The sequence below is a fragment of the Rhizobium sp. 01N447_2 genome (assembly GCF_056399245.1).
On the sequence record NZ_JBFTQY010000063.1, the window covers coordinates 20,611 to 37,362 of the forward strand.

At 57.5% G+C, this 16,752-nt stretch carries 26 protein-coding genes and 1 pseudogene; 10 read left to right on the forward strand and 17 right to left on the reverse strand.

What is annotated here, in order from left to right:
* Positions 1–52 precede the first annotated feature (52 nt).
* Both AC1ECN_RS29810 and AC1ECN_RS29815 read right to left on the reverse strand, forming a co-directional pair.
* Positions 53–427, reverse strand: a complete 375-nt coding sequence (locus AC1ECN_RS29810) for a hypothetical protein (protein WP_130654945.1) — start codon at positions 425–427, stop codon at positions 53–55.
* 72 nt (positions 428–499) lie between these two features.
* Positions 500–904 carry a hypothetical protein gene (locus AC1ECN_RS29815; RefSeq protein ID WP_027689703.1) on the reverse strand — a complete coding sequence of 135 codons (405 nt, stop codon included), beginning with the start codon at positions 902–904 and terminating at the stop codon, positions 500–502.
* A gap of 191 nt (positions 905–1,095) precedes the next feature.
* On the opposite strand from AC1ECN_RS29815, the gene AC1ECN_RS29820 reads away from it, so the two are divergent.
* From AC1ECN_RS29820 to AC1ECN_RS29855, 8 genes are all read left to right on the forward strand, one after another.
* Complete coding sequence (locus tag AC1ECN_RS29820) at positions 1,096–1,395, forward strand: hypothetical protein (RefSeq protein ID WP_011650973.1); 300 nt, start codon at positions 1,096–1,098, stop codon at positions 1,393–1,395.
* 140 nt (positions 1,396–1,535) lie between these two features.
* On the forward strand, positions 1,536–1,799 hold the full coding sequence (locus tag AC1ECN_RS29825; protein WP_018068814.1) for a DUF1488 family protein: 264 nt from the start codon (positions 1,536–1,538) through the stop codon (positions 1,797–1,799).
* Positions 1,800–1,869: 70 nt separating this feature from the next.
* Positions 1,870–2,232, forward strand: coding sequence for a hypothetical protein (locus tag AC1ECN_RS29830; RefSeq protein WP_027689702.1), 363 nt, complete (start codon positions 1,870–1,872; stop codon positions 2,230–2,232).
* Positions 2,233–2,303: 71 nt separating this feature from the next.
* The gene (locus tag AC1ECN_RS29835) at positions 2,304–2,450 is read left to right on the forward strand and encodes a hypothetical protein (protein ID WP_017959492.1); all 147 of its coding nucleotides are present in this window, start codon (positions 2,304–2,306) and stop codon (positions 2,448–2,450) included.
* A gap of 86 nt (positions 2,451–2,536) precedes the next feature.
* Positions 2,537–2,980: a pyridoxamine 5'-phosphate oxidase family protein gene (locus tag AC1ECN_RS29840; protein WP_026237102.1), complete on the forward strand. Its 444-nt coding sequence runs from the start codon at positions 2,537–2,539 to the stop codon at positions 2,978–2,980.
* Between the two features lie 207 nt (positions 2,981–3,187).
* Positions 3,188–3,424 (forward strand): hypothetical protein, encoded by a 237-nt coding sequence (locus AC1ECN_RS29845; RefSeq protein ID WP_018068817.1) that lies wholly within the window; start codon positions 3,188–3,190, stop codon positions 3,422–3,424.
* A 128-nt stretch (positions 3,425–3,552) separates the two neighbouring features.
* Entirely contained in the window at positions 3,553–3,735 is a 183-nt protein-coding gene (locus tag AC1ECN_RS29850) for a hypothetical protein (protein ID WP_018068818.1), read from the forward strand.
* Positions 3,736–4,053: 318 nt separating this feature from the next.
* The gene (locus AC1ECN_RS29855; RefSeq protein WP_477954969.1) at positions 4,054–4,254 is read left to right on the forward strand and encodes a hypothetical protein; all 201 of its coding nucleotides are present in this window, start codon (positions 4,054–4,056) and stop codon (positions 4,252–4,254) included.
* A gap of 605 nt (positions 4,255–4,859) precedes the next feature.
* Here AC1ECN_RS29855 and AC1ECN_RS29860 read toward each other — a convergent pair.
* From AC1ECN_RS29860 to AC1ECN_RS29890, 7 genes are all read right to left on the reverse strand, one after another.
* On the reverse strand, positions 4,860–5,045 hold the full coding sequence (locus AC1ECN_RS29860; protein WP_018068820.1) for a hypothetical protein: 186 nt from the start codon (positions 5,043–5,045) through the stop codon (positions 4,860–4,862).
* Between the two features lie 250 nt (positions 5,046–5,295).
* On the reverse strand, positions 5,296–5,724 hold the full coding sequence (locus tag AC1ECN_RS29865; RefSeq protein WP_018485187.1) for a hypothetical protein: 429 nt from the start codon (positions 5,722–5,724) through the stop codon (positions 5,296–5,298).
* 142 nt (positions 5,725–5,866) lie between these two features.
* Entirely contained in the window at positions 5,867–7,474 is a 1,608-nt protein-coding gene (locus AC1ECN_RS29870) for a hypothetical protein (protein WP_130672212.1), read from the reverse strand.
* On the reverse strand, positions 7,471–7,683 hold the full coding sequence (locus AC1ECN_RS29875; protein ID WP_026170649.1) for a hypothetical protein: 213 nt from the start codon (positions 7,681–7,683) through the stop codon (positions 7,471–7,473). The genes AC1ECN_RS29870 and AC1ECN_RS29875 overlap by 4 nt, the downstream gene beginning before the upstream one ends.
* 19 nt (positions 7,684–7,702) lie before the next feature.
* Positions 7,703–8,065, reverse strand: a complete 363-nt coding sequence (locus tag AC1ECN_RS29880; protein WP_027689699.1) for a hypothetical protein — start codon at positions 8,063–8,065, stop codon at positions 7,703–7,705.
* Positions 8,065–8,529 carry a lysozyme gene (locus AC1ECN_RS29885; protein WP_130672211.1) on the reverse strand — a complete coding sequence of 155 codons (465 nt, stop codon included), beginning with the start codon at positions 8,527–8,529 and terminating at the stop codon, positions 8,065–8,067. The genes AC1ECN_RS29880 and AC1ECN_RS29885 overlap by 1 nt, the downstream gene beginning before the upstream one ends.
* Entirely contained in the window at positions 8,504–8,758 is a 255-nt protein-coding gene (locus tag AC1ECN_RS29890) for a DUF7940 domain-containing protein (protein ID WP_024322739.1), read from the reverse strand. Before AC1ECN_RS29890 ends, AC1ECN_RS29885 begins: the two co-directional genes overlap by 26 nt.
* 247 nt (positions 8,759–9,005) lie before the next feature.
* Between AC1ECN_RS29890 and AC1ECN_RS29895 the strand changes: the two genes are divergently transcribed.
* Positions 9,006–9,542, forward strand: a complete 537-nt coding sequence (locus tag AC1ECN_RS29895; protein ID WP_018068827.1) for a hypothetical protein — start codon at positions 9,006–9,008, stop codon at positions 9,540–9,542.
* A 127-nt stretch (positions 9,543–9,669) separates the two neighbouring features.
* Positions 9,670–10,353 (forward strand): methyltransferase family protein, encoded by a 684-nt coding sequence (locus AC1ECN_RS29900; protein ID WP_171481036.1) that lies wholly within the window; start codon positions 9,670–9,672, stop codon positions 10,351–10,353.
* 151 nt (positions 10,354–10,504) lie between these two features.
* Here AC1ECN_RS29900 and AC1ECN_RS29905 read toward each other — a convergent pair.
* From AC1ECN_RS29905 to AC1ECN_RS29940, 8 genes and pseudogenes are all read right to left on the reverse strand, one after another.
* Positions 10,505–10,573 (reverse strand): annotated as a pseudogene (locus AC1ECN_RS29905) (lysozyme); the annotation flags it as partial.
* The gene (locus tag AC1ECN_RS29910; RefSeq protein WP_027689696.1) at positions 10,548–10,802 is read right to left on the reverse strand and encodes a DUF7940 domain-containing protein; all 255 of its coding nucleotides are present in this window, start codon (positions 10,800–10,802) and stop codon (positions 10,548–10,550) included. The pseudogene AC1ECN_RS29905 and the gene AC1ECN_RS29910, both read right to left, overlap by 26 nt.
* A gap of 101 nt (positions 10,803–10,903) precedes the next feature.
* Positions 10,904–12,049 (reverse strand): acyltransferase family protein, encoded by a 1,146-nt coding sequence (locus AC1ECN_RS29915; protein WP_130672210.1) that lies wholly within the window; start codon positions 12,047–12,049, stop codon positions 10,904–10,906.
* 98 nt (positions 12,050–12,147) lie between these two features.
* The gene (locus AC1ECN_RS29920; protein WP_130672209.1) at positions 12,148–12,522 is read right to left on the reverse strand and encodes a hypothetical protein; all 375 of its coding nucleotides are present in this window, start codon (positions 12,520–12,522) and stop codon (positions 12,148–12,150) included.
* Positions 12,523–12,661: 139 nt separating this feature from the next.
* The gene (locus AC1ECN_RS29925; protein WP_197727391.1) at positions 12,662–13,219 is read right to left on the reverse strand and encodes an acyltransferase; all 558 of its coding nucleotides are present in this window, start codon (positions 13,217–13,219) and stop codon (positions 12,662–12,664) included.
* 131 nt (positions 13,220–13,350) lie between these two features.
* Positions 13,351–14,706 carry a hypothetical protein gene (locus tag AC1ECN_RS29930; protein ID WP_477954973.1) on the reverse strand — a complete coding sequence of 452 codons (1,356 nt, stop codon included), beginning with the start codon at positions 14,704–14,706 and terminating at the stop codon, positions 13,351–13,353.
* Between the two features lie 182 nt (positions 14,707–14,888).
* Positions 14,889–15,640 (reverse strand): IS5 family transposase gene (locus AC1ECN_RS29935; RefSeq protein ID WP_130672206.1). Its coding sequence is split into 2 segments (ribosomal slippage): positions 14,889–15,310 and positions 15,310–15,640, totalling 753 coding nucleotides; the frame shifts between segments, so codons are not numbered across the junction.
* Between the two features lie 149 nt (positions 15,641–15,789).
* The coding region (locus tag AC1ECN_RS29940) for a hypothetical protein (RefSeq protein ID WP_477954975.1) at positions 15,790–16,752 on the reverse strand (963 nt) is incomplete at its 5' end.

Here is a 16,752-nt window from a genome sequence, read left to right on the forward strand (position 1 = left end):
CGCTCGGTCGGCAAGAAATCTTTAGGACGCCATCCGCTCCTCTATTTGCTGCTCAGGGAGATTTCAGCTTCGTCCTCTTTGTGCGCATGCGGAATCTGCCCCTTTGGCGGTTTGCTTCCTGCTGTTTTACCGCATCGGATTGGCTGCGTTGCGCAGCCTCCAATTGCTGCCGCGTCGGGAGATCATGGTCGTAGGTAGAAGCGCTGAATGCCGTCGCGTTATCGAACGGACCTTTGTGTGGACGCGCCAGACCATAGGCTTGGTTGTCACTGCTATCGATCCCCTGCTCCGCTGACGATGACCGCGCTTGACGCGCCTGCGCTATGAGATCGTCTGCAGTCGGGCTTAAGGTTGCGATTTTTCGCACGAAGGCGATGATTTTGCTTTTCCTGGCCCTGTCCTTTTGATCGGCGTGAATCCCAGACATGTCTTCTTCCTTGCTCGTCATGTCATCGCAACGATCGATCGAGGGGTGCCGGCGACATCGCAGCAGGCCCGTTCACGGGATCTCGGACAGTCGTTCAGGCAGCCTGGTTTTGGGAAAGCGGTAAGCTGGCGGCCGCAGCGATGCGTCCGCACGCCCAGACGCCGTATAGTGCGCGATCCGATAGCCTTTCACCGGGGCGCCGCCGTCATCCTGCCACCTGGCAAAGGAGGCGTCTTCCATTGCCTGCGGAAGCGGGCCTGAACTCAACTGTGTCGCGAGATACATTTTCAGCGACGACCTCAACGCGGCTTCATCGACGACGCCCATCTGGAAACAACTAATGAGGAAACTTGTGGCGGTGATCTCACCATCATCGGCCGCGTGGGTTTCGCCGCCGCGAAAGCCGGCCTTTCGCAGGATACGATCGAGCATCCTCAAATTGTCGACACCGAAAAACTGATCTGATGTGGAAGACATGGCGTCCTCCTTCGTTGGGGCTAGGGTTGATTGGCGTCAGGGTTTACTGCCGCGCCCCAAGCAGCGGTGCCCGTATCGTGCCCGCCGATGAATCAGCTTGCGCTCATTACCACCTCACCGCAACCTCATTCGGCGGCGGCCATTGATAATGGCGTGGCGGAACCCATTTTAGTGACAGGAGGATTCGCATCATGCAGTTCAACGATGAAGCGACCCTCACGAAGCCGTCGGCACTGCCGGTGGAAAGGCGTGCACTGGTCGATCACCTGAGAGAGGCGATCGCGCGCCTGACACACGGGCTGGCAGCCGCCGGATTGGTGGAATTCGTGCCGCCTCTGCTGGAGATCAACAAAGTTCTCCGCGATATGACGGACGAAATTTCCCGTGCGGATTCGCTCTATTCCGATGAGGTTATCACGGGTACGATGCGCTTGATCAAGACATCGGAAGCTTTGCTTGAAAACCGGGTCATCGTGCAGACCATCCATTGAGATCTGCCGACGCTCGGACATGCAGGCAGGCTGGTGGCCAACCATCTGGCATCAAGCTGCTCGCTCCCTCGTGCATCCATCATCATCACCGGTGCCCGAGTTCCGCAGGTCGGCCGCGCCCACTTCCAAGGATAACCGCAATGACACTTATTTTCCCCAACAGAAGCCGCAGCTTCGACGAAGCGCGAAAAGGTGTCCGCTTCACCGGCTATGACGGCATGTTCGAGGTCAGGTTTCTGGTCGAAGAAGCAGCGCTCGGCAGCGCGGTCACCCACAATTCTTCCGAGGCCGCATACCTCAATGCCTTTGATGCGGCGCGTTCTTCCATTCAGGAGGCCGCATCGAGAGCCTATCAGCATCGACGCGGAAACAACTTCACGCTCACGGCCGCAGATTTTCGCTGATCGCGGGGAAGCGCCGAACGAAACGGCCGTCATCCTGCTACTGCCGGATGAGACAGGGGGAGCAAAGCATATGGTTTCCACACGATACCGCCCGAAAGACCTGAAGCTGGCGCGTCGCCATATCGTGAAGGCGGCGCATCGCGTTGCCGATCAGGAAATGCTGATCAGGAAACTATTGCGCAAAGGCAGACCCTCCGGATCGGCCTATGCGCTGCTCAGCAGGCTCTACGACGATCAACGGCAGAAGCTCGATCGGCTGAAACTGATCGAAGCGATGGTTGAGGTAGAAGGGCAATTGTGTATGGAAGTGCCCCGCAATCCCGGCACCTCCGCGCCGCCCTTTGCGATCGTGCACAGCAGCGGGATCTCACTGCCGGACCGGCAATCCGCCACGCCTTGCAGCGCAGATGATTGGCGCCCATATCTGGTGTAGTGGCAGTTTGTGAACGGGCGCTGCTTCCCGGGATAATCAGAGTTACCCGGCCCCAACCAAAGGAGGGCATCATGTCTTCCACGGTAAACATCCATTCGTGGAAACGCCTCGCCCAGCATATCGGCAGGTTCCGGTACATCGACTTTCTGGTGAAATCGACACCAGCAATCTGTCTGGCCTTTATCGTCTATATCATTCTCAACGATGTCTTCTGGTAGGCGCTGGCAGACTGTTGCGGCGAGCCAAGACGCTCTGCTGCCTATCGAATGAAGGGCTGAAACGCTGACGGAATTGGATAAACGTGATGCAACTGCGAGAAATGGGTGAACAAGACTGCCTCGCCTTTCTGGCAGGCCACACCCGTGGCCACCTGGCATGCCTGGGCGACAAATATCCCTATATCGTTCCCATTCAGTATGCCTATGAAAAGGACCGGCTTTTCATATTTTCCATGCCGGGCCTGAAGATTGATCTATTGCGGGCCCATTCACCCGCCTGTGTTCAGGTTGAAGAATTCGGCGAAAACCGAACGTGGAAGAGCGTGCTTGTTCAAGGCACCTATGATGAGCTGACCGATACGCCGGCCCGGCATGACGAACGCCTCCACGCCTGGTCTCTCCTGCAAAAGCAACCGTTTTGGTGGGAACCCGGATCGCTTGCTCTAAACTCGGAAAGCGAAGACAACCCTGCTCCCTCCATATTCTTCGGCATTTCGATTGACGTGGTATCGGGAAGGCAAGTGGTTTAAGGTGCCGCCTTCAGACCTGCCGCGCCTCCACCATCGATTCTCGGCGCGGCTTTGCTGCACGATATATGGAACTCCAGACAGACACGGCTAAGCGCTGTCCGATACCAGCCTTCCCATAGGGGCGCGGATTGCTTGATGCATCTTACCAACGCGGCTTGCTGAATCAGCATCGCGTTCAATGCCACACGACCACCCACAGGGAAAATGATGACAGACACACCCGAGAATGAAGCCCTTTTCAACATCACCGGACACTATGTGCAGGAATTGAAGGCCGTTCTTCAAAGCGAGAGCATTGTCGAAGGCGCCGACTACGAAAACAGCGCCTTCGACGAAAAACGACGGAATGAAGGACTTCACCTGCTGCGCTTCCACAAGACCGGGATCGCAGCGCAGGCGACGCAGATCTGGGAAAAACACAAGACGGCCCGAGCGCATCGATAAAACGGCACGAAGCCAGTTGTTCGACCGATGCCGGTTTGAGAGTGACGGTTCTCCGATCCTCGTTCCGGAGAAAATAGGCGCTGACATGACCTGATGTCCGGCGCCACATTGCCTTGAAAGGAAAAATCATGACCAATGACACAACGAAAAAGGCCCAACCCGCCAAAGCGGCCGTGACTGACGGCCCCTACGACGTCATCTACTTCGCGAAGAAACACCGCATTTCCAACGAGGATGCCAAAGGCATCATCGAAAAGCACGGCGCCAATCGCAAAGAGGCTGATAAGGCCGGCCGGCGCATCAGCGTCTGAAGCCGCGCAAAGGACGCTGCAACACTTTGGATCGACGCATCGTGCTTCCGAAAATCGATTCCGATTTTCGGGCCGATGCGTTAGCCGCGGCTGGCTTGCATGCTTTCGATGCCACGATGCAACACAGCGGACGAATTAACCCTACTGGCTTACCTTAATATCAGCATGCGCTTGAATACATGGGAGCCTATGCCATCGTAGCTTCAGGAAAACATTTCTGGTTCCTGAAGCAGCTCGCCGGAACCGTTGCCTGCCTTTCCGTGGAAAGACAGGCTTCCATGCATAGGGGCCGAGCTCAATCAAAATGGAGGGTATGCCATGAACAATGTCTTGGAATTTCGTGCAAAATGCCCGCATGTCGAAAGTCTCTCCGACTGTCGGGAAGCGCTTGAGCCGGCCGTCATGAAAATCGTCAGCGACGCCATCGGCAAGGGATATAYGGCCGCTGAAGCCGCCATGGTGGTTGCCGAYATCGCCGACGATTACATCCTCATGCTGTCGCGGCGCCCACGGCATTGATACGCTTTGCTGGCCCGCACCTGTGCCTTCGTGGGCCAGCGCAGGTGCTGAGGTCGAGGCGGATCGCGGCGTCTTCGAAGATGGGAACTTCCAACGTCCAGGTGACCAACGACCGCTGGCGACAGCCGGGAGCAAAGCGCCTATCATCGTGCTTGCATCAGTGGACCGCGCAGCAACTGCAGGGGTGCAGTGGTACAGGAGACGAGACCTGCCGCGCGATCCGCCGGCAAAACCCCTGATCTTGTCGGAAGTTCCCCGGCAGAAATGCGACGCCACGATCCCGGAAATTCTGCCTGGGGATCATCGACAACCTGGCCGGGCACGTTGCGACCGTCACACCGACAAGCTCCCGCCGGGCGAAAAACCACAGGCACATCGCAACGCCAACGAAAAACCCCGCCGGAGCGGGGCTTTCAGCGGATCCAGGTGGAGCAAGCCGAAGATTCGGCCCACGTCTTAAACAAGATCGATCACTTCAAAACCCGACAAAAGCACCTCTTTCGCGAGCGTTCACGGCGCTGCTCTGTTCCGCTCAATCTTTGAATCATCGCCGTAATGTAGCGTGTAATGATCACGTGCGACGTCTTCCGCGGCCCCTTCCCCACCTAACGCCACCTTGGCTGCCGCGGCGGAGCATTGGCCTGGATTTCATGGAGCGGGGCCCGAGAGCCCAGGAGCTTCTTCAGCTTCTTCTCCTCCGCCGGGCCGATCCCGAACTTGCGGCAATGTTCGGCAACATCGTGCTCTCGTGGGCCGGGAATGCGAACTTGGCGATTGTTCATGGTCTTCATGACAATTTCCTCCTTAAGAGGAAAACCAGCAGACCGCCGTTTTGTTCGTTAGTGAGGCCTAAAATTTAGGGGTTTGTTTGCTTCGGTTTGGGGCGAGTGAGAAAACGCCGGTCTGCTGGCGTTGTGTGGCTAGCCCTCATGCCAATGATCGAAAATCCGCCGAGGCGGCGTGGTGCAGTCAAGGAGCCAATCGGTCATGTCTGCTTGAAGAGCACCTGTCTTTCTCTCCAGAGATCACAGATCGAGCCGATCAATTGATCTTCAACCAATGCCGAAGCGCCGCCACCGCGCCATCGCTCGCATAAGCGATCATCCCCCCAATCGTCAGTCCCGCAAAGGCAATCAACCCCGATATTCCGTAACCGATCGTTTTCATCCGCTTCCACTCTTCAAGCGCCGGCCCGACCGCGTCGTGGTTCTTCTCGACAGTCTCCTTGAGGGTTTTGATTTCCTCACGCATGAGTGCATCCGCGCCGCCGCTGATCGCCATCCTGGTGTCGAGATGGGCGATCTGCCTGGCCTGCTCGTCTAGCCGCTTGTGGATTACGGCGCGGCTGTCATGGGCACTGGCCTTTTCGTCGCTGACCTCCTTGCGCAGAAGCGCGACGTTGTCCTCGATGCCGGTCAGTCTTCCCTCGACGCGCCCGAGAGCGCGGAGAATGTCGTCATTGGATGTCATCTGTATCCGCGCTCGACTAGAGCAATTCCAGGAAAAGTGCGAAGCGGTTTTCCTAGGCAAAGCGCGAAAGCGATTTTGCCGGGAATTGCGTAAAAACAAAAGGCTAGAGAGGCCCTGCGCTTCCGTTAAAAGCTGAACCGCTCTAGGAGTAAAATTTCAGCTTTTCGGATTGCGGCAAGCGGCTGACAAATCGCAAGATCCCTTGCAGCGTCGGATGGACATAAGACGAGACATCGAGGTTCATGCCGTGGGCCAGCAGCGCGGCATTGTCCTGGACGTTGGTGGCAAATATCTCCTGAACCTTATAGTCAGCCGTCCCGTCGCCATTGTCGATGCGGCCATAGGTGTTTCTCGACGTCCATTGACCAGGCTGATATTCGAACATGATGCGGGTGCCGTCCGGCACTGAAGCCGGCAGCTTGATCGTGTCCCACGTCGTCACGCCGTCCTGATTTCCAGGATGCCCGACGACGTTTCCGAGCGGAAACATTTCAGCGGCCGGCGACTTCGTCGGATCGATGTCCGTCGTGAAGGCGAGCAGCTGATCGATGACCTTGGCGTAACGAGAACTCGCCTTGATGGTGTTGTTCACCGTCGCCAAGGTGGTTGTCCATAAGGCGGGAACGGTATAGCCCGCGACCGTCCGGCCGCTGTCCGACGAAGGGGTCATGGTCGGAATTATGGTGACGCCGACGACATGGATGCCCGCCCCATAGCGCGTCTTGACGCGGTCGACCAAGCCGAGCTTGGCGTTCGACCATGTGCTTGCCGTGGCGCTGTTATCGTTGCGGCCGGACTGGTCGAGAACGAACGTCCAGATATTCTTGCCGCCGTTGTATGTGTCCCGGATCGCGTCGATCATGGCCCAGCGCTTGGTTGCCGACGTCGCCAGTTCCTGCACCGACTTCGAGCCGGGGACGCCCATGACGAGGGGTATGATACTGCCCCATAGCGGATCTCGTGCATCAAGCCAGCGCAGCCACATGCCCATGTTGCGCCTGGCATCGGCCGTGGCGGCAATCTCCTGGCGCTCGATGAGGCTATCGGACAGGACCATCGGAACCGGCCGGCCGTCCCACCCCTTGGCCAGAACCATTGCAGGGCCATAGGCAAGAGGCTGCGAGTTGCTCTCATTGCCGACCGTATTATAGAACGTGTCGCGGGCTGGCGTGCTCGCCGCGTTCGCCAGGTCCAGCGCCCGAATCGACGTCAGATCGGTGGCGGCCCAATATTTTTCGCCCCGATGGCGCTGGCAGCGATAGCCGCCAATATAGGTCTGCCCGATCGTACCGTGCCACACCGTTCGGATGCCGAAGACAGACCAGGCCGGCAGGGCGCTTGGCAGCGTCACCTGCCCGTAGACAATGCCGGTCGACGCCGTGACGGTCGCGGCCGCGTTGCCGCCGAAGAGCACCGGGTATTCCGTGCCATCCGGGTGAATGAAGAACACCTCATCGATCGCAATATCGGCATTCGGCAAGATCGTCTCCTGCGGCGCAAGGTTGCCCTCCGTGCAGCCGAAACCCACAAAGGGAATCAGGAAATCGTTGGTTTCGTAATCAGGTGAGCCGAAGAACAGCTTTGAACATTGATAGTTCAGGTCGGCCGCGTAAGTTTGCGTGAAACCCGCCGGCCAACGGGTGCCGGTGGCGGCCGGCATATAGCGGCTGGCATCCGGCACCCATGGCGGGGGCGCAAGGTCAGCTCCGCCCATCGGGTTCGTCAGGGCAAGCGAGATGGCATTCATCATCGGCGTGTTCCATATCTGCTGGTGAGGTCGTCGTAGAATTGAATGGTGCGCCCCTGGCGGGCGTTGGCACGGTCGAGCGCCTGGCGCTCGCGGGCAAGGATGGCGATGACAGGCTCGCCCTCGACGACAGGCGTATGCGCTTCCTGGCGGCGGAGATCATCCGGCAGCGGCGGCAGAGCGACGCCCGCCGCCGCCTGCCCTGTCGTCACCGCCGCCTTGTTCAAGCGCTCAGTGGCGGAGCAGCCACTGACGATCAGCAGCAGTGACAGCGCAAGCGCGGTTCTTTTCCGAAAGCTGAAGTTCATAAGATTGGATCTCGATTTCGAGTGTGTCTTTGGCGGCCTGCTCGGCGGCCTCGGCGGCCGCGAGACGCTTGCGGTGCTCTTCGCCGGCCTTAGCCGCCGCGTTGCGCTGGCGCTCCATCTCGGCAGCCTGGGCCTCGGCTGCGGTCTTTTCGGCAACGAGGATATAGCCGGCGCGCGCCTGCCTGGCCGCCGAGGGATAGCCGATCGAGACGGCATAGAGGTGATAGAGCATCAGGCCGGCGGCGATGCCGGCGCCCATCTTGAGCGTGTCGAGGATGGAGAACATCAGACGCCCTCGAGGCAGAAGGCGCGCTCTTTCTGCCGGCGCCGGGTCAGGCCCGGAAAGACGATGCCGGCGGCGCGATTCCACTTCAAAAGCGCCTCGCAGCCTTCGGCCGCCCTGCCCTGGTTGATGAGCCTGACCGCGCTCGAGCCGCAGGCCGCCTTGATGCCGACATTGTAGGCAAAGGAGGTCAGCGCCACGAAGCGGGCATCCGGCAGGGCGACTCGCACACAGCTTTCGATGCCGCTCGCATAAGTCTGCAGTTCCAGCGCCAAGAGCGCCCTGCACTGCTCCACCGTCTTGCGGTCCCCCGGCTTCACGCCATTGGTGCTGCCATAACAGATCGTCCACGGCTTCCCTTGCGTCGCCGGATCGGGATAGGCATTCTGGCGCAGCCCCTCGAACGATCCGACGAGCGCCACGGCCATGGCCGCGGCGGCACTACCCTTCTGCAGGCGGTTTGCCATTCAGATCTCCTGAGATTTGCTGCTGAACGAAGATGCGGGCGATGATCGCTGCCGCAGCGAAGAGCCCCGATGCCGTGGACATGGCGAGCTGTATGTAGAGGTTGCCGGACACCCAGCTGGCAGCGACGACGTTGGTGACGGGCTCAACGACGATGAAGAGCAGCCCCAGCGCCACGAGGCGCACCGACCAGGCGCGCCTCAGCACGGCGCGCCAGTTATGGACGAGCATGGAACGTCTCCGATGTTTGGAGGGGTTAAGCCGTGATCAGGTTCCGAAGGCGACGAAGAGCAACAGCCGCAGCGGCGTGCCGTCGATGTTCATGAAATCGCCTCGTTGAGGTGGATAAGTTTTGTGGAAGGTTGCAAATCTCCGCAGCCGGAGTCATTCATGCGGCGCTGGTCAAGCGGTAAGCCCTGCTAAAGCATTTGCGAATATTCTGCCCAGAACCACGAGGCCTGCCGAAGGAGGAAAGCGAATGCGTGTCTTCGTTCTGACTTTTGTTCGTCTCGGACCTGCTTTGGTCTATGCCATCGGTGCGGTATTTGCCGCCAGCATGCTACTGCTGGCCATGTATCCATCACGCCCGTTTGCTTGGGCGCTGTACCTGACGATGCTGCCGGTGTTGCGCTTACCTCTTATGTTACTTAGCGCGGCGGGGATGGGGGCGTGGGAACTTCTCATTGCGTTTGCGTCAATGGCGATTTTCGGCGTCTATCTTGCTTTTCATCCGAAACGGTTTCTTAGGGCACGCTTCGTTCATGCCCATGTTGCGCTGCTTGGGCTGGTGCTTGCCAATGCCGCTGCAAGCACAGCAGAAGCAGGTCGCAGTGGGGCGTCACTCCCCGCCGGTTATATCGACTGGTCACTGCCGTTGCCTACAGCGCTGCTCGGAACCGCGTTGATCGTCGTGGCCGCCCTCGCCTGCCTTTTCACTCACGCCGAGATCATCCGCCGCATCCGCATCCGGGCCAGAATTGATCGGCTGCTGGCGCATCGCGTGTCGTTGCATTGACAGACGCCGACGGCGGCGCGTCGGTGTAAATCACATCCCCAATAGTTGGTATTCACCAATTTAGCCGGTTGCGATTGCCATTTTCCGCAACCGTGCGAAGATGCGTTCAAAAAACGTGGGGGTACAAATGAGCAATCGACACTTGATTATTACAGATGTCACCGGCCGGATTGGTATCTGTTCCTATTCAATACTAGTTGTATGGACCAAGATTGCGCGGACGATGACGACCGGCGACTATCCGTCCCGGGGCGTCGTATTCCTAATAGCTGAGATCGCTGCGATCTTATTTATCGGCATGATGTGTGTCGTGACCTTAACGAGAATGCCCCAAGTACGGTCTGCGCGCGGCGTTGAACCATACCTGACGGCGATGGCAGGCACCTTCCTCTTCCTGCTGATCGCCTTCCTGCCTCCGCCAATGGTGTTGCCAGATACTGTGCGCCTTGCCGCAATGGTTTTGATGATCATTGGCTTCGTTTCATCGGCATATATGCTTGCGATCCTCGGCCGCAGTTTCAGCATAGCACCGGGTGCAAGAGCTCTGGTCACAACGGGGCCATATTCCATCGTCCGGCACCCGCTCTATCTGACCGAGGAGATATTCATTATCGGAATGATCCTATTCAGCTTTTCTCCGTGGACGGTACTTCTCGGAATCGTGCATTGGTGCCTGCAACTTCGCCGGATGAGTAACGAAGAGACGGTGCTCCGGGCGGCATTTCCAGACTACCGGTCATATGCCGAGCGCGTCCCCAAGGTGATTCCGTTTTTGCCCATGCGCGGCAAACGCGCCACGGCCACTGGATGATTTCCTCGCTAGGTTCCGGCCGAGAGGCGACAGCGCCAGAATGGAGATGATCAGCCGTCATGGCGGCAAAGGCCGGGGCGTCATCGGTCACACCATCCCCGATCGCTCCATAATCATCTGGGTTGTAAATCGTCATGGGTCTTTATCCTCTCTCGAACGATCCGACGAGCGCGACGGCCATGGCCGCGGCGGCACTACCCTTCTGCAGGCGGTTTGCCATTCAGGTCTCCTGAGATTTTCTGCTGAACGAAGATGCGGGCGATGATCGCCGCAACGGCGAGAAGCCCTGTCGCCACCGACATGGCGAGCTGGATGTAGATGTTGCGAGACACCCAGGTGGCGGCGACGAAGGTGTAGATGGGCTCGATGATGATGAAGAGCAGCGCCAGCGCCATCAACCGCACCGACCAGGCACGCTTCAGCACCTCGCGCCAGTTATGGACGAGCATGGGGTGGGCTCCGGATTATGGATGTGGCGAGGCGCCCGGCTCCTGGGTGGAGACGGGCGACGTGTTTTGGTTACTCAGTAAGGCGACACGTTCAACGAACGCTATCGAGTAGTCGGATAGATCCGATCACGAAGCCGGAATATCGGCTGCTCGATGTATTTGTAGGACAGGGCCGCGAGCAGCAGTGTTATTGACGTGAAAACCAAGAACTCACCGGGACCATGCAATTCAGGCTTCACGCCGAAACTTGGCTCCAGCCAATTGGGTGTCACGAAGAAAAAGAACGTGTAGTTCACGACCTGATGATAGACATAGGCACCATAGCTACGCTTGCCTATGAACACTAGAACCGGGGTTTCCATCGCCTTCGCTGCGGTCGTCGCCTTGCCGACAGCCAAGAAAAATATTAGCGATGAGGCGATCATATAAACCGGCACGTCGGCAAGCACTCTGCCAACAAAACTAGTCCGAAACGCGAATATACCTTCGCTCATCTCCGTCAATGACAGCAGGCAGAGTGCCGCGATGCCCACCGTCAGAATAACGGAGAAACAGCGCGACACCGCGGGCGTAATCCGGCCTGTCGAAATGATGATGGCGACCGCTGCACCGGCAGCCAGCGAATCCAGATTTCCGAATGTGACGAGCACATTCGCTTGCCCAAGATCGGCATACCAGGCAAAAGCGCGCCAGCCGATCGCAAGGGCAAATGCTCCCAATAGCGAAAGCCTCCACGCATTCGGCCGGAGAAAGATGACGATTGGCGCCCAGAAAACATAGAACTGCTCTTCAACCGCAAGCGACCACCACGGGGCGGCTGGTCCATAAATTCCGATATCGCCTCGTAGCAACACATTCGAAAGATTCTGCACGAAGAAGATGTGATAAATCACATCCTCCCGCACAGCGCCATTCAGCGATATGCAAATGACAAATGCGAGTGCCAGATAATAGATGGGTTGAATGCGGAAGAATCGGCGGCCATAGAAGCCCTTGAGAAGCTGCACCCCCTCAACCTCACGCCTTCGGCCGGCTAAGTCGACAAGTATTCTCGTGATCAAAAAACCGCTGATGACGAAGAATACTACGAGCCCGCCTCGCCCCCATTCGGCGACGTTGTTAAGAAAGGGAAGCGGTGACCAATGAGCCATCAGCACCAGAAGTAGCGATATTGCTCTAAGTCCATCTAAGCCGCGTATGCGACCGCGCGCCTGTATGTCTAACTCTCGATGTGCAGGAGCATCCAAGTCCAATCCCTCCGTCTCTCGGCGGAATAACGCAATCCTGCCGGGATTGAAAGTGCTCCTAAACGTTACCCGCGTCAGAGTTTATTGTATGCGGTGCATCACGATGGCCAGTTGACGACGCTTGCTGCCCCTATGGCCGCCTCTGCATCGGTTGCCGCGTCGATCGCCTTCTTAGTCCCGAGGCGTGTGGCCTCGATCGCCGCCCCGATCGTCTGCCAGGTGGTAAAGCTTGCATTGATGACGTTCGCGACCTCTGCGGTCGTTGCTCCCGTGATGCCGATCTCGGCGAGGAGCAGCGGATAATCCTCGTCGACAGGTGCGGCCGCTTCCAGATAGGCGGCAGCCTCATCGGCGTTCTCCGCATAGATCAGAGCTTGGCCGGCGCCGGCCGTGATGTATTCCCGGAGCTCGGTCTCGGCTGCCGCGTCGATCGCCGCTTTAAGCGCTGCCTTCAACGCCAGTGGATTGACCACGCGGCTCGCCCGCGATGGTCAAGAGAAGGAGCTTGAGTTAAAAATCACATGGCACGACGGCATCAATGGCCGCGCATGATGCGCTCGATACAGTGCGGGACGCGGTACGTCCCAAATTCGACCCCACTTACAATCCGAGTTAAGTGCGATATTTGACGACTTTCGCCGGTGAACCCACCGCGATCGCATAATCGGGAATATCGGCCGTAACGACGGAATTTGCTCCAATCACGGCACCGGCTCCTATCGTGACGTTCATCAGTATTTTGGCACCCGCGCCAATCCAGACGTCATCACCAATTTCGACAAAGCCGATTTCGGCCTTCTGAAGCCTGATCGGTACGTCTCGCCTCATGCCGTGGCCGTGATCGATGATCTGGACATCGGAACCGATCAGCACATCATTGCCTATGGATATGCGATTTTTGGCAGTGATGATGTTGCGGCGCCCGATGACGGTGTTGTTTCCAATAAACACCTTCGGCTCAGGCATCGTGAGTTGGAAGAACGAATAGTCTTGGATCGTGACATTGCTGCCGACCTCAAGAACGGCGTGCTTCACCATCCGGAACTCGGCGCTGGGCTTGACGACTAGGTTCGAGCCGGCGCGGCTGAAGTAACGAAATCGCTTGTAGGCGCTAACGAGACGCTGAAGAATTCCTCCGCGATTCCGGTACGACGCTTTATCGGCTGCCATGATTTCCTCCGAGTTCGGAGGTCATTAGCTCACGCCGTCAGTTATTGCCAGAGATCGCGTGTGCAAATCCCCCGCTAGAAGCTCGGGGACACCGCCCATTGCGCAATCGCTCGATCGGGAAACAAGCGGCATTATGCGTTCCTTCCACACGAGAAATAGAAACCATCGGTCCACACCCAGATATTGCCGGAAGCGCCAGATACTTGGCGGATCTGCCTGCTTGTATTCGTCCAGATATCGCTACAGCCGATTGCAAGGCCGTTGGCGACTTGGATGGTGCCCATGTTGCCGCCATCGCCGGGGATGCCAGCGACAAGAATCCCCTGCGCCGGATCGTGGATCAGTACAGCATTGGTCGTCGCGCTGGATGTGAATTCAAACCGCAACTTCGCCTTGACCTTTGCCCCATTTGGCACTGTCAGCGCCAGGAGTGCCGAAGTCGTCGAGATAGGCACGCTGATCGCATCTTTCACTGGCGTCACGAAGGTATATTCGTCACGGGGATACAGGACGAACGGCCGAATGTTTGAGCTAGCATCGGTCAGCACCACGCCGATGCATTTGACGATGGTGTAGCCGGTGAGCAGCGCCGTGTTGACTCCGGCGATGGTCGCAGAGGTCGACAGCACGATATCGAACGTCAGAACATCATCCTTGCGCAGCGCAYATGCAAAATAGGTTGCATTCGCCGCGACCGAACCGGCGTCTAGTCCGCCAGCGCCGGTTCCGGCGGCGAATGTCCCGTTTGTCCGCTTCGTGATCGACGATGGGGTCGAGACGAAACTCGCGCCCGAACGAGCGGAACCGGCGTTAAAATCAATATGAGTGTTCGGACTGCCGCTGTTGTTCGAAAGAATAAGCCCGACAACGAAATCACCGACAGCGGCGCTGTCGGCTTTGCTCGCTATCCTGGCAAAGAGCTTGTTGGTGAAGAAAGCGGCACCGGAACATATGATTTCGACGCTGTAGCCATTTTTAATGACAAGTGTGGCAGCGCCATCGATCGTCTCCGCGCCATTCGGATCGATCGTCACATCACCGCCATCGGCAATGACGACATAGTGCCAGTTCGCGCCGAGCGTCGCGGCTGCGGTCAGCGTCACGGTCGCGTCAGCCGTGAAGCGATGGACAGCGTTATCGTYGGACGCAAGCGCTGTGTAATCGCCTGACTTGGCCGCATAGAGCAAGGCCTTATCGAACGAGACATCAACGCCGTTCTGGGCAAAGCCAAGCAGACCGCCGCCCTTCAGATAGAGGCCGGTCTGTGGGGTCGAGGCGAAGCCGAGGCCAGGAGCTGACACCGTTCCGCCTGCGGCCTTGAGGGGTGCGACCATCGGCGCCGAGCCGTCCCGCGGCAGCGAGTTGGTGATCTCGTTGCCGAGGTCGGTAGTCAGCGCATTCCACGGCACCGGGTCGATAACCTGGCCGACGGAAGGTGTCGTGCCGGCGGGTTTAGAATAGACGCCGGTTGATGGGTTTCTGGGCATTCATCATCTCCAAAGAAAAAGGCCCCGCGGATTGCGAGGCCATTGTGGTGGTGTTGCGACGGCGGGTGCATGGGCGGCCGTATTTTGCACGAGTTGAGCACGCGGAAATCGGCAGCCTCGATCTGCCGCCTCAAGATCGCGGATATGGCAATGCACCCGTCTCTTCTAGGGGCTGTTGAGAATCATCTTGAGTTTATGACGGCTGCAGCGAGGTGAATGATTGCGCTGAAACTTTGGTCGGTTTTGTCCGCTCGCATTGCAATGCGTTTGAACTCTTTGAGTTTGCAGAAGAAATTCTCGATGAGGTGCCGCCATTTGTAGATTTCGCTGTCGAGTGGAAGAGGTGCTTTTCGTCGTGGATGCTGGGAGATGACGACCTTAGCTCCACGCTCGTTTAAATCAGCGACGATTTGGTTGCTGTCGAAGGCCTTGTCAGCGATCAGCCCGTCAAAACCAATGCCATCGATGAGCGGAGCAATGCCCACCGTGTCGAAGCGATGACCGGGCAGAAGAACAAAGCGTACGAGATTTCCAAGTGCATCAGTCAACGCAAGGATCTTAGTCGTCATGCCGCCCTTCGAACGACCTATAGCCTGGCTCTGAGTCCCCCTTTTGAGCCCTGTCCGTGGCGGTGGACCTTGACGATGGTGGCGTCAACCATGGCATATTCCATGTCAGGCTCATCTGAGCAGACCTCAAAAAGCCTTGTGAAAACATCGGCTTTGACCCAATCGCGATACCGTTTGTAGATCGTGTTCCAGTTTCCAAAAACCGTGGGGAGATCCCGACATGGGCTTCCTGTACGCACAATCCAAAGAATTGCCTCGATGAAGCGCCGGTTGTTGCTGCCACTTCGGCCGGGATCAGACGGCTTGCCGTGGCAATGTGGTTCCATTTTCGCCCATTGGGCGTCCGTCAGCACAAATCGTTCCATCTGCAGCTTGAATCACAAACAAGCCCCAGAAGAAACCCTGAACCTCAACAGCCCCTAGGGCGGGTATTTGAATTTGTCCGTTGTTGAGATCGGGCAACGGGGAAAGGCCGGACCCGAGAGAGCCACCCGGCTTTCGGCTGTTCTGACCCTCAAAGCGCCCGCAGCGTTACACTTACCAGTTCAGCCAGATAATTTTTCAAACCACTAGGCTCGATGAAGCGGTAATAGAGGTATGCAGATGCGACGGAAGCATCGTTCCATGAGCTTTGCGTGGTTCTGATTTCCAGTTCGGCTTGTGGGCCATTCAGATCGATATCCCTCGCACTGGCCCAAGCATTGCAGAAAAATGCGATACGATCAGGAAGTTTGGAGTGGACGGGTCTCACGCCCGGCTGTGTATCAATACCGAAGAATGTGATGTGCCCGGGTGTGAAAGCCATTCTGGACTGTCCGCCCCAAAGCATGCGGAATTTGGAGGTATAGTCAGCAAACCCATACTCCGAGACTTCCGGAGATATCGGGAGTTTGTCGGCTATCCAATAAACCGAAAAAGCAGACCATTCAGGATGATCAGCGAGATACTGAGACACAGCCAGATCCTTCGCTGCCCGCGCTTGCCATGCCGCGTAACTCTCCCACCACCGGCCGGTAAACACGATGAGAAGTCCTAGAAACAACACAACAGCTACGCTCTGGCTTCGAAGGTTGGTCGATCTGAATTTGACAACTCGCCATATGCCGATGCCCACCACGGATATTGGCAACGGCATAAGCATCGCGTTTCTCATCAATACGCCGGGTGCAGGGCTCTTATTAACAAGGATATAAGGGAGCGTTCCACATAGCAGCAAAAAAAGCCCAAAGCCGATAATCTTGAAACCGTCACCACGTCGTTCATCCAATTCAGCGTTTCGAGCATCTCCCCTGTTCACGAACACGAAGCACGCGACAAAAAGGATCGAACACACCGCAGCACCCAGGTAAAGATACGAATTCCAATCATCAAGGCTCTTTGCCAAAGGAAAGACTATTCCATTGGCAATGAATTGGTAGGAATTCTTTGCGATGCTTTCAGCATCGAGGGAGAAGCCGTTGTAGTTACTGTATAACCC